This is a genomic window from Lactonifactor longoviformis, from assembly GCF_042848515.1.
Taxonomy (GTDB): Bacteria; Bacillota; Clostridia; order Lachnospirales; family Lachnospiraceae; genus Lactonifactor; species Lactonifactor longoviformis.
Genome location: NZ_AP031453.1, coordinates 1,152,085 through 1,164,705, shown reverse-complemented (window position 1 = coordinate 1,164,705; position 12,621 = coordinate 1,152,085). Strand labels below are relative to the sequence as shown.

The window sequence follows — 12,621 nt, the reverse complement described above, 5'->3', positions numbered from 1 at the left end:
TTCCGGTTTTGTCTTAGACTCTCTTCGCGACGGAGGTGTCCCCGGAACTTAAGCCTCCCTCCCGTACGAACCAGCCAGCCCGCTGCCGCGGGATTTCTCTCACCGTCCCCCTGCCACCCACACCTGCCGTCTTGAAGCATCTTGAACCAAAGTCCCAGTTACACCACTAAATCCCAAGTTCCCACACAAACAGTTGACTTTTCCCCCAACCCTCTATACAATAAATTATATACTTATCACTATCGGATGCCCCGGCTTTCCATACCACAGCCGTACATCCGATTTCTTTGCGCTTTAGACCTAGTTAACAGGAGAAAAAATTATGCCACAAACCATACCAAAAGAAAACAAAATGGGGTATCTGCCTATCCCTAAGCTATTATTCCAAATGTCGCTTCCCATAATCATCTCCATGCTCATTCAGGCTCTGTACAATATTGTAGACAGCGCCTTTGTCGCCCAGCTGAATGAAAGTGCACTTACAGCGGTATCTCTGGTGTTCCCCATACAGAATTTAATGATTGCCGTAGCTGTGGGAACCGGAGTAGGAATCAATGCACTGCTGTCCCGAAATCTGGGGGAGAAGGATTATGAGGGAGCGAACCTGGCAGGAAGGAACGGAATCTTTCTCTCTGTCTGCCATTATATTGTTTTTGCGATTCTGGGCGTCTCTCTGGCCACTGCTTTTTTTGATCTCCAGACTGCCCACGAACAGATCCGCGCCTATGGAATTCAATATATGTCCCTGATCTCTGTGTTCAGTTTCGGAATCTTTCTGGAAATCACTATGGAACGGCTGCTTCAGGCTACAGGACGGGCTGCGCTCTCCATGGTAACTCAGGGTGTTGGTGCAATCGTCAATTTAATTATGGACCCCATTCTTATCTTCGGGTTATTTGGCTTTCCGCGGTTAGAGGTAGCGGGTGCGGCTATCGCCACAGTTTTCGGTCAGATCATCGGAATGCTGCTGGGCCTGTTTCTGAATGTTAAGTATAATAAAGAAATTAATATTAATATGAGGCACTACCGTCCTCATTCCCGTGTGATCCGGCAGATTTACGCCGTAGGAATTCCTTCAATGGTGGTACAGGCTATCAGCTCTGTTATGACTTTTGGCATTAATAAGATTCTTCTCATGTTTACCTCTACAGCAGCCGCTGTATTTGGGATCTATTTCAAGCTGCAGAGTTTTATATTTATGCCTGTATTTGGACTGAACAACGGCATGGTGCCCATCATTGCTTTTAATTACGGAGCCAAAAGCAAAAAGAGGATTATGTCTACTATACGCCTCAGTATCCTCTCGGCCGTCACGATTATGTTACTTGGGCTTGTATGTTTTGAGATCTTCCCGGGGCAGTTTTTATATCTGTTTAATGCCTCAGAAGATATGCTGGCTATCGGTGTTCCCGCGCTCCGCATTATCAGTCTCAGTTTTATATTTGCCGGCTACTGCATCGTAGTTGGCTCAGCATTCCAGGCCCTCGGAAACGGTACCTACAGTCTTATTGTCTCTGTGGCAAGGCAGATGCTGGTAATACTCCCCTGTGCATACCTCTTCGCTAAGGTACTTGGGCTGCACGCAGTGTGGTGGGCATTTCCTCTTGCAGAATTAGTCTCCGTGGCTCTGTCCACACTGCTCTTTAGGCGAATCTATCGGGAGAAAATACAAAGTCTATCGTGAAGCAGACAGATACAACAACCGAATTCCCGGAACACTTTTATTCATCTATTGCTGCCAAAAATCTCTTTCAATATGGAAATGAACAATTGGGATACCTTGGGCAGATAACTATTTTTGCGGTATACAACCCCAAGATCCCAGCTTGCACTGCTGTCATCCAGCATAAAATAAGTCACTCTCCCCGAATGGCGGCAGACACCTGCTCCTTCGCCGGGTACGAATGTGCAGGCAATTCCCTCAGAAACAAGGTTGATAGCGGTAGTCAAATTACCGGTTTCCAGCAGGATATCAGGTTCTATTTGATTTTTTGCTAAAATTCGCTGAACCTCATAGGTCAGATTTTGACCGGGCTTTGTTAATATAATAGGTATTTTTTTGACCAGCGCAAGGGGGGCCAGGGGAAACCTGCCCTGATAGCGGCAGTCCTGCAGCAGAGTCTGCACATAAGGGTGATTCGTAGGTGCCGCCAACAGAATCGGTTCGTCAAAAATTGCTTCACAAGTCAGTTTATTATAATTTAATGTGTGCGGAAGATTCATAACCGCAAGATCTATATTGTCATTGAGGAGGGCGCTTTCCAGTTGGTTGGAGCGTCCTTCAAACAATTCAATATGAATTTTAGGATAACGGCGGTGAAATTCCGGGAAAATGTCGGGCAAAAGGCAGGCGCCGCGCCAGAGGGCGATGCCTAACCGCAGACGACCGCTCACCTCACTTTTAATATCCTGAAATTCTCTTCTCAGATTTTCATCTAACGTTTTCATCTGCAGTATGTATTTATAATAGCACTCGCCAGTATAAGTCAGTTTGAGAGGGGAAGTACTTCGGTCAAATAATTCCACACCGAGGTTGTTTTCCAGACGTTTCAGATACTGGCTCAGGGCAGGCTGTGTCGTATAAAGATTTTGGGCGGCCTTCGTCAGACTGCCGGCTTCCACAATGGAAGTAAAGTATTCGTAATTATGATTCATAAGCACTCCTTTGCTATATAACAGAAACATTATAATCTATATAGTACTATTGCCATTTGCTTTTGTCAATAAAATCGAATATTATAAAAGTACAGTAAGAATGCGCATATAACTTACACAATAAACAGTCTTAGTCACAAAAGCAAGTATTATACATAACAAAAAAATTATGGGAGAACTGTATTTGGAGGTATATAATGAATCCAGCAATTATAACATTGATTGTATTGGCAATTATGGTTGTATTTTTTGTAACAAATAAATTCCCCCTGGGGCTTGTATCTATGGCGGGCGCAATCCTTCTGGGCTGCATGGGAATCATTGATAAGTCAGATGTGTTTGCCTCATTTTCCGGATCAACAATTGCACTTCTGGCAGCAATGATGATTATCGGTCAGTCACTTTTTTACACAGGAGTAGCAGATAAAATGGCGCATATGCTGGTAAAAATAACCGGCACGTCAGAAAAGGGCATTATGATAGCGGCTGTTCTGGTAGCGCTGATTCTTTCTTCTATCTGCTCCGGACTTGGTGTAGTAGCTATGATGCTGCCAATCGTTGTAGCGATGAGTATGCAGGCCAAAGTTTCGGTATCCAGACAGTTGATTCCGATGTCTTTTGCGGCATCTATCGGATGCAATCTAACGCTGGTAGGAGCAGCAAGTAATGTCAGCACTGCCGGATTAATTGAAGATATGGGAGTAGATTTCCTTAGCTTTTTTGAACTGGGAAAGGTAGGACTTCCCCTTTGTATCCTGTTTCTGGTCTACTTTCTGTCCATTGGCAAAAAGCTTCTGACACCCGGAGATTCTTCCGATCCGGAATATTTAAAAGAGTATACGCGAAGGGAAAAGGCAACGGAATTCAATCCTGTAAAAGGGGGAATCTGTCTTACAATTTTAGCGGCAGTTCTGATTGCTATGGCTGTTGCAAGCGATGAATGGCCAATGTATTTTATCGCGGCGATCGGATGTGTACTTCTGATCGGAACAGGATGTATCAGTGAAAAAGAAGCCATGCGGGCTGTGGATTGGCCAACTCTGTTTATTGTAGGCGGTATGAGTGCGGTCTCCAAAGCGATGGCCAGCAGCGGAGCAGGAGATTTAATCGCTAATGCTGTGGTAAGAATCCTGGGTAATCATCCGAATAAAGTAATGTTCTTATTTTTTGTACTGCTTGTCACAATAATTTTGACGAACATGATGATGAATACCTCCACTGTAGTATTGGTAACACCTTTATTTGTTCCGGTAGCTATGGAAATGGGTATTAATCCGGTGGCAATTGGAGTTGCTATCTGTGTTGCGGCCTCTGCGCCATTTTTGACTCCGGTGGGTTCCGGTACAAATACATTAATTATTAAACCGGGAAATCTGGGATTCCGTGACTTCTTTGTTCCGGGTATCGGGCTGACCGTTGTGACACTGATTGGATCATTGCTTCTGATACCAGTATTCTGGCCATTATAAAAAGTAAATAAAGGAGAGACAAGAAATGAGAGCTGTTGTTGTAGATAAAGATTATGGCAGCGTAACTGCCGAAGAGCTGGAGCGTGTTGCAGCTGCTTATCAGGCTGCCGGAATCGAGCTGGCCCTGCTGGACTATCAGGTTGTGGCTGCACAGCAGAAAGAACCCACTGTGGAAGAAATTATCGCAGGATGCAAAGGTGCCGATGCTATTCTGGCTACCGGTAATCCCCCCATTACCCGCAAGGTCTTAGAAGCCTTGCCAGAGCTAAAGTTTGTACAGCGGTTTGGCGTAGGCGTCAACAGTATTGACTTGGATGCAGCCGCAGAACAGGGGGTAATCGTGCTGAACCTGCCGGGTTTTTGTGCGAAAGAGTTGGCAGATGTTGCAACTGCGATGATTATGGGGCTTGTTCGCAATACAAATTATTATGACAGAGAAATCCGCACAGGAAAGTGGCCCAAATGCCAGTATCTGCTTCCGGGGGATGTCCGGGAAATGACTCTCGGTTTGTACGGATTCGGAGCGGCTGGGAGATATTTGCATGATATTTTCCATGGAGGTTTTGGGACTAAGGTAATCTCCTGCGACCCGTATGTTTCAGACTCAGTAAAGGAGCAGTATCCGCATGTGGAATTTGTGACATTCGACGAGATGTTAGAAAAGAGTGACATTATTTCCATCCATGTGAATCTGACACCCGAAACCACTCATGTTTTTAATAAGGATACCTTTCGCAAGATGAAAAATACAGCCATGATCATCAATACCTCCCGTGGACCTGTCATTTCACAGAAAGACCTTGCATGGGCACTGGAAAACGGCGAAATTCTTTATGCCGGCCTGGATACCGTGGAAATAGAGCCCATTGCTAAGGAGGATCCCCTTCTTGCCATGGATAATGTTATCATAAATCCTCACTGTGGATCTTATGGCATCGGGGCGAAGAAAACCCAGATTCAAATGGTATGTCATTTGATTCCGTCAGCAGTTGTTGATGGAACTGTGCTATCCCATAACGTTGCCAACAGGAGTGTGCTCGCAAGAGATACAGGATATCAATTTGTATAAAAAATAATCTCAGGAGAAAAAAATAAATGTCAATTGGGTGTAAAATTATAAAGGAAATCAGCCGTCCGGCAAAGGAACTGGTAGAACGTTTCAGAAATATGCCGGCGGCAAATATCGATGATTGTATGGGGCGTATTGCGGCCGTGGATTCCGGAATCAAACCGGTGGGCTATAAAGGGCAGTTACTAGGTACTGCATTTACAGTTCGTGTCCCCCAGGGAGACAATCTGATGTTCCATGCCGCCATGGATTTGGCCCGGCCGGGGGATGTGATTGTCATAGATGCAGGTGGTTTTACTGACAGAGCAATATTTGGCGAATTGATGGCAACCTACTGTAAGACCAGAGGGATTAAAGGAATTGTCTGCGACGGGGCAATCCGGGACTATGGCGGACTCGCTGCAATGACGGATTTTGCTGTTTATGCACGGGGGGTAAATCCAAACGGTCCCTATAAAAATGGACCCGGAGAAATCAATGTACCGGTAGTCATCGGCGGAAAGCTTGTCAATCCTGGAGATATTATTGTAGGCGATGATGACGGTGTAATTGTCATCGATCCGGCAGTTGCCTCAAAACTTGCGGACGCGGCCTGGGAAATAGCGAAAAAGGAGGCCGCTATCATGGATGATATAATACATGAAGGAACGTATATCAGACCATGGGTGGATGAAAAGTTAAAAGAAATTGGCTGTGATATGAAATAGAACAATATAACAATTGCAGGGCAGCCGCACTGGTATCTACTATCATACCGGTGCGGCTGCCCTGTTAAGCATCACACAAATTGATTCTGTTGGGCATCATATTCGTAGTCTATCATTTCCATCTTCCTTTTAATGCCCTCTTTATCTACCTGGAGACTCTTGCACATGTCTTCCAGGGAAGAGTAATGATCTCTCAGCTGTGTATTCACGTAACTCAATAAAATTGCCGGATCTTTTGGCAGCATAGTTTCACTCCTTGCCTGCTTTCTCAGTATTATTTTACTTTAGCCACCAGCTCCCCGTTCTCCACATCAATCAGGATCGTGTCCCCTGCATCGATTTCACCGGACAAGATCAGCCTTGCACTGAGTGTCTCCACATATTTCTGGAGGTACCGCTTAAGGGGACGGGCTCCGTAGACCGGATCGTATCCCCCGTCAATGACATATGCCTTTGCCTCATCTGTAAGCTCCAGTGACAACTCCTGATCTGCCAGCCGATGGTTAAGCTCTTTGATAAGCAAATCTACAATACCGCCAATATTCTCTTTTGTCAACGGTTTAAACATAATAATTTCATCCAGACGGTTCAAAAATTCAGGGCGAAAATGATTTCTCAGATCCTGGTGCACCATTTCCTCACATTGCGGGCTGATTTCTCCATCCGGCTGAATGCCGTCAAGAAGGTAGGTTGACCCTATATTAGATGTCATAATAAGAATCGTATTCTTAAAGTCTACGGTACGTCCCTGAGAATCTGTAATACGCCCGTCATCCAGCACCTGAAGTAGTACATTAAACACATCCGGGTGCGCTTTCTCTATTTCATCAAAAAGTACTACTGAATAGGGCTTTCTTCTCACGGCTTCTGTGAGCTGGCCGCCCTCCTCGTATCCCACATATCCCGGAGGTGCACCGATTAGCCTGGATACAGAGTATTTCTCCATATACTCACTCATATCAATGCGCACCATGTTAGTTTCATCATCGAATAGAGCCGCCGCAAGAGTCTTCGCAAGCTCGGTCTTACCCACACCGGTGGGACCAAGGAAAAGGAAGGAACCAATTGGTTTTGACGGATCTTTAATACCCGCCTTGGAGCGCAGAATCGCATCTGTCACCTTGCTCACCGCTTCGTTCTGTCCAATCACCCTCTCATGGAGCTGATCCTCCAGCCCCAGGATCTTGGTTCGCTCCCCCTCTGTTAGCTTAGAAATAGGTATACCTGTCCACCGGGATACAATTCTGGCGATTTCATCATCGGTAACGCTCTCATGCACAAGTGAAAGATCCTGTTTCCTTACCTTCTCTTCCTCTACACTCAGCTGCTGCTGCAGCTTTGGAAGCTCTCCGTATTGAAGCTCTGCCGCTTTCTCCAGGTCATAGTTTCTCTGGGCCATCTGGATCTGATTGTTCATCTCTTCAATCTGCTCTCTCAGCTTCTGCAGACGCTCCACGGTAACCTTTTCATTATCCCACTGAGCCTTACGGGCATTAAAATCATCCCTGTAATCTGCCAGTTCTTTCTGAAGGTTCTCCAGGCGATCCTGGCTCAGCTTATCGGTTTCTTTTTTCAGGGCAGCCTCCTCGATCTCCATCTGCATGATTTTTCTCTGCAGCTCATCCAGCTCTGTGGGGAGGGAATCCAGCTCTGTTTTAATAAGGGCACACGCTTCATCCACAAGATCAATGGCCTTATCCGGAAGGAACCGGTCAGAGATATACCGATCCGATAAGGTGGCTGCTGCTACCAAGGCGCCGTCTGTAATCTTAACCCCATGAAATACCTCATATCGGTCCTTCAGTCCCCGGAGAATGGAAATCGTATCCTCCACTGTAGGCTCATCCACCATTACAGGCTGGAATCTTCTCTCCAGAGCCGCGTCCTTTTCAATATACTGTCGGTATTCATCCAGAGTGGTCGCGCCGATACAGTGCAGTTCTCCTCTAGCAAGCATAGGCTTTAACATATTGCCGGCATCCATTGCTCCGTCTGTCTTTCCTGCTCCTACAATCAGGTGCAGCTCATCTATAAATAAAATGATTTGTCCTTCGCTTTTTCTGACTTCCTCCAGGACAGCTTTCAAACGCTCTTCGAATTCCCCTCTGTACTTAGCGCCTGCTACCAATGCTCCCATATCCAGAGAGAAAATTTTCTTGTCTTTCAGTCCTTCCGGCACATCGCCTCTTACAATACGCTGTGCCAGCCCCTCTACTACTGCCGTCTTACCTACGCCGGGCTCACCGATTAAAACAGGGTTGTTTTTCGTCTTCCTGGAAAGTATACGGATAACATTACGGATCTCCGCATCTCTGCCGATTACCGGATCCAGCTTTTGGTTTCGCGCCTTCTCCACCAGATCCTGCCCGTATTTGTTCAGAGTATCATAGGTTGCTTCAGGATTATCTGTGGTAACTCTCTGGTTTCCCCGAACCGTAGAAAGAGCCTGCAGAAACCTTTCCCTGGTAATCCCATACTCATTCCAGAGTTTCTTCATAGATGGACTTGCATTCTTTAGCAGAGACAGAAAGAGATGCTCCACAGATACATACTCATCCCCCATAGCTTTAGCCTCGTCCTCTGCGCTTACCAGCGCTTTGTTCAGATGCTGGCCGATATACGGCTGGCCTCCGGACACCTTTGTCCTGGCGTTCAAAGCATTCTCCACATTGTTCAGGAAATGGTCTTTATTAATCTCCATTTTTTCAATCAGCTTCAAAATCAGACTGTCATCCTGGTGCAGAAGATTATACAGAAGGTGCTCCTGTTCAACTTCCTGATTGCCAAATTCATAGGCTGTCTTTTCCAGATCCTGCACTGCCTGAAGTGATTTCTGTGTAAATTTACTAATATTCATAAAATCGCCTCCATATCGTTTATCTCAAACACATTGTTTATTTGCTTGTTCTATAACTACTATAACATAGTTTTTTGAAAAAGCAAGTATTTTTTTGTTTTTCCGAAATATTTTTCTATGTCCTGGTGTAAACCAGAGATAAAAAAAACTGCCGTTCATGGATAACTCCATAAACGGCAGTAAATCTGCTATGTATTATACGAGACGTCTTACAGATAAAATCGTCTTATATGCAGCGTTTCCGCTGATTTTAATTCCGCCCTTCGGATAAGGTGCACTGTTGGAAGCATGTACAATCTGACCGCCTCCCATATAGATAGCAACATGTCCTGAGTAGCAAATCAGGTCACCTGGCTGAGCCTCTGCATAAGATACCGCCCTGCCATAAGATCTCTGTGCCCCGGAAGAATGTGGCAAGGAGATTCCAAAGTGTGCATATACCTGCATGGTGAATCCGGAACAGTCAGCACCGTTTGTTAAACTCTCGCCGCCCCATACATATGGGTTGCCCACAAACTGAGTTGCATAATTAACAATTGCCTGTCCAGTAGCACTGCTTGAACTGCTGGAGGATGATCCTGAAGAACTGCTGGAAGAGTTTGAGCTGCTGTCGCCCTTAGAGCTATTGGAACTGCTCTCACCTTTAGAGCTGTTGTCTTCGTCATCTTTAGAAGTGTTGGAGGAGTTTCCTCTGCTGTCTTCTTCGTCTGTATCCTCATTACTGCTGTTGCTGTTGTTATTATCTTTCTTGGAATTACCGGAAGACTTATTGTCATCACTCTTCTGGCTGTCTGAATCTTTCTTAGAGGAAGATTCCTGTGCTGCCTTCTGAGCCGCCTTTTTCTGTGCCTCTTCTTCCGCTTTCTTAGCTGCTGCTGCAGCTGCGGCCTTTTCTTCCTGAATCTTCTGCAATTCAGCATTCTGCTGTTGGATTAATTCTTTATATTCAGCTGCCTGAGACTCTGCTCTGGAAATCTGTGATTCATAATCGCTTGCTGTAGCTTTTTTCTGCTCTAAGGTTGATTCCAGTTCTTTCTGCTGTCCTTCATATTCAACCTGCATGTCTTCCAGTTCTGCTTTTTCTGTCTCTAACTGAGTTTCAAGGTCAGTCACCTGCTGAACTACTTCTTTCAGCTCATTCAGGCTGTTTCTGTCGTAATCATATAACTGCTGTGTATATTCAGCCTTACTCAGCATACCGGAAAGGCTGTCAGCCTCTAAAAGCATCTGCGCCCATGCACTGTCGCCGCCTTTTTCATATATGTACTGAATTCTTTTCTTCATGGAAGCATACTGCTCGTCCCTGTTTTCTTCAGCAACTTTCAAATCTTCTTTTGTATCTTCGATTTCAGTTTCCTTGGTGGTGATATCATCCTTTAAAACATCAATCTGAACAATTACCTCTACCAGATCCTGATCTAATTCATTAATCTCAGCTTTTAATGCTGCTTTCTGATCTTCTAACTTATTAATCTTATTATTTACTGCTGCCAGCTGACTGCTTGTCTGCGCTTTTGCGGCCTTAATATCATCTTCTTTTGCAGCTCCTACAGAAATAATCTGAGCCATACTAAGTACGATTGCTAAGCTTACTCCAATAAATTTCTTCTTCATAATACCGTTTAACCTCTCATCTAAGTATGTACACTATTTTTGCTTTCTCATTTCCCTCTTGAGATTCCTACGTGTTACGTTTAATATTTACGAAATACTTTCTTCATTTCTTTTACATATTACCACACATCCTAAGTATATGCAAGAAAAAGATCTAAAAATCTCAACTAAAATTTAATATTCATGTAACATTTGTGTGCATTTCTTAATATGTTTGGCCTGGTGTCCCATAAAGCAGCCCCACAGCTGAACTGGTTCCTATTCTGCTGCAGCCGGCATCCAGAAACTTCTCCAAATCCTCCCTTGTCTTCACGCCCCCGGCCGCCTTGATTCTTACATTTTCCCCGATGTTTTCTCTGAAAAGCACCACATCCTCTATGGTTGCTCCCCCTGTGCCAAAGCCTGTAGAGGTTTTTATAAAATCGGCACCCGCGGCTGTAACAATTTCACACATTTTTATCTTTTCTTCCTTTGTCAGATAGCACGTCTCCACTATCACTTTTAGGATCTTACTGCCCACAGCCGCTTTAAGAGTTGTTATCTCATCCAAAACCGCTTCAAATTTCCCGTTCTTTACATCGCTGATATTGATGACCATATCAATCTCATCCGCACCGTCTTCCAAAGCCTGTCTTGTCTCACAGAGCTTCGCCTCTTTCACGCTGTAGCCCAGTGGAAATCCAACTACTGTACATATAGTAAGAGAATCCCCATAGGCCTCTCTGACGCGTTTTACATAGCAGGGCGGGATACAAACAGACGCTGTATGGTATTCCACCGCTTCCTCACACAGCCTTTTGATATCCTCCCACACAGCAAACGCCTTTAATTGCGTGTGATCCACATGGCTTACTATTTCCGAATTTTTTCTGCTCATTGTTTCCCCTTTCTTCTATATATATTACTGCCGCCTTTTTGCTGCTCCATCAAACAATTCTTTCATAAACCATCTGTTTTTTGCCTTTCGGCGCCTTCCCCAAAGTCACTGCCTTTTCCAGCACATTGACAGCCTCCGGGAACAGTTCCTCTTTTGATGTATAGAGCGTGGCAATCGGCTCTCCTGCCATTACATAATCATTTGTTTTCTTATGAAGGATGATGCCGGCACCGGGATCTATGACGCTGTCCTTGGTCTCTCTGCCCGCCCCCAGAAGTCCGGAAGCCATTCCGCACATTTTTGCATCCAGGCCGGCGATAAAGCCCTCTGTCTTTGCCTTTACCTCCCGGGAATACGGGGCTCTCGGCAGCAGACTGGTGTCAGACAAGGACTCCGGGTCTCCGCCCTGCGCTGCTGCCATTGCCTTCAGGCATTCCAGGGCAGTTCCGTCAGCCAGGACTGCTGCTGCCTGCTGCCTGCAAGTCTCCAGTTCCCCCTTTTGGGCAAGATAAAGCATGTTTGCGGCCAGTTCCACAGAAAGCTCTGTGAGATCCTCCGGACCGTTTCCCCGCAGGGTTTCCACCGCCTCCGCAACCTCCAGGGAATTGCCGATGTAATTTCCCAGGGGTTCCTCCATATTTGTGATCAGGGCAATGGTTTTTCTTCCCGCCAATGTGCCGATCCGAACCATTTTTTCTGCCAGCGCCCTGGCGTCTTCCCGCCCGGACATAAAGGCCCCGCTTCCTGTTTTTACATCCAGAAGGATACAGTCACTTCCTGCAGCCAGCTTTTTACTCATAATGGAAGCGGCAATCAGAGGAATACTCTCCACCGTAGCGGTCACATCTCTCAGCGCATACAGCTTTTTATCTGCGGGAGCCAGATTCCCGGACTGGCCAATGACAGACAATCCGGTGCGGTTTACCACATCAAAAAATTCTTTCCGGTCCAGTACTGTCCGGAATCCGGGAATAGCTTCCAGTTTATCCACAGTTCCGCCGGTAAAGCCCAGTCCCTTTCCCGACATCTTTGCCACCTTTACTCCGCAGGCGGCAGCGATTGGGGCCGCAATCAGCGTAGTCTTATCGCCTACTCCCCCGGTGGAGTGTTTGTCAACCTTAATCCCCTGAATCTCAGAAAGATCCACCATATCACCGGATTTTGCCATAGCATCCGTCAAGACTGTCAGCTCCCGGTCTGTCATTCCCTGAAAATAGATCGCCATCATCATAGCAGACATCTGGTAATCCGGTATTTCATCTGCTACATACCGCTCTATCATATCCCGGATCTGTTCCTCCGATAGTATTTGCCCATCCCGCTTTGCAGCAATGATATCCGTCATTCTCATACTTCCCACCAGCCTTTCCTAT

10 protein-coding genes are annotated in these 12,621 nt (G+C 45.8%); 4 read left to right on the top strand and 6 right to left on the bottom strand.

Annotation, left to right across the window (positions count from 1 at the left end; translation table 11 throughout):
* The first annotated feature begins 322 nt into the window (after positions 1–322).
* A complete protein-coding gene (locus ACGHCT_RS05325; protein ID WP_390438773.1) occupies positions 323–1,684 on the top strand; it encodes an MATE family efflux transporter in 1,362 nt (453 codons plus the stop codon).
* Positions 1,685–1,725: 41 nt separating this feature from the next.
* Here the strand turns inward: ACGHCT_RS05325 and ACGHCT_RS05320 are convergent, their stop codons facing one another.
* A complete protein-coding gene (locus tag ACGHCT_RS05320) occupies positions 1,726–2,655 on the bottom strand; it encodes a LysR family transcriptional regulator (protein ID WP_072849302.1) in 930 nt (309 codons plus the stop codon).
* 197 nt (positions 2,656–2,852) lie between these two features.
* Here ACGHCT_RS05320 and ACGHCT_RS05315 point away from each other — a divergent pair, with 197 nt between their 5' ends.
* Genes ACGHCT_RS05315 through ACGHCT_RS05305 form a run of 3 tightly spaced genes read left to right on the top strand, consistent with a single transcriptional unit; the run spans position 2,853 to position 5,900 of the window.
* On the top strand, positions 2,853–4,124 hold the full coding sequence (locus ACGHCT_RS05315) for an SLC13 family permease (protein WP_390438771.1): 1,272 nt from the start codon (positions 2,853–2,855) through the stop codon (positions 4,122–4,124).
* Positions 4,125–4,149: 25 nt separating this feature from the next.
* Positions 4,150–5,193: a C-terminal binding protein gene (locus ACGHCT_RS05310; protein ID WP_390438769.1), complete on the top strand. Its 1,044-nt coding sequence runs from the start codon at positions 4,150–4,152 to the stop codon at positions 5,191–5,193.
* Between the two features lie 26 nt (positions 5,194–5,219).
* Positions 5,220–5,900, top strand: a complete 681-nt coding sequence (locus ACGHCT_RS05305) for an RraA family protein (protein ID WP_390438767.1) — start codon at positions 5,220–5,222, stop codon at positions 5,898–5,900.
* A gap of 71 nt (positions 5,901–5,971) precedes the next feature.
* On the opposite strand, the gene ACGHCT_RS05300 is transcribed toward ACGHCT_RS05305, so the two are convergent.
* From ACGHCT_RS05300 to ACGHCT_RS05280, 5 genes are all read right to left on the bottom strand, one after another.
* Positions 5,972–6,145: a DUF4250 domain-containing protein gene (locus ACGHCT_RS05300; protein WP_072849308.1), complete on the bottom strand. Its 174-nt coding sequence runs from the start codon at positions 6,143–6,145 to the stop codon at positions 5,972–5,974.
* Between the two features lie 29 nt (positions 6,146–6,174).
* Positions 6,175–8,757, bottom strand: coding sequence for an ATP-dependent chaperone ClpB (gene clpB, locus ACGHCT_RS05295; protein ID WP_390438764.1), 2,583 nt, complete (start codon positions 8,755–8,757; stop codon positions 6,175–6,177).
* Between the two features lie 195 nt (positions 8,758–8,952).
* Positions 8,953–10,371, bottom strand: a complete 1,419-nt coding sequence (locus ACGHCT_RS05290) for a C40 family peptidase (RefSeq protein ID WP_072849311.1) — start codon at positions 10,369–10,371, stop codon at positions 8,953–8,955.
* A gap of 205 nt (positions 10,372–10,576) precedes the next feature.
* Entirely contained in the window at positions 10,577–11,248 is a 672-nt protein-coding gene (gene deoC / locus ACGHCT_RS05285) for a deoxyribose-phosphate aldolase (RefSeq protein ID WP_390438761.1), read from the bottom strand.
* A 49-nt stretch (positions 11,249–11,297) separates the two neighbouring features.
* Positions 11,298–12,599 carry a pyrimidine-nucleoside phosphorylase gene (locus ACGHCT_RS05280; protein WP_072849315.1) on the bottom strand — a complete coding sequence of 434 codons (1,302 nt, stop codon included), beginning with the start codon at positions 12,597–12,599 and terminating at the stop codon, positions 11,298–11,300.
* Positions 12,600–12,621: the final 22 nt, after the last annotated feature.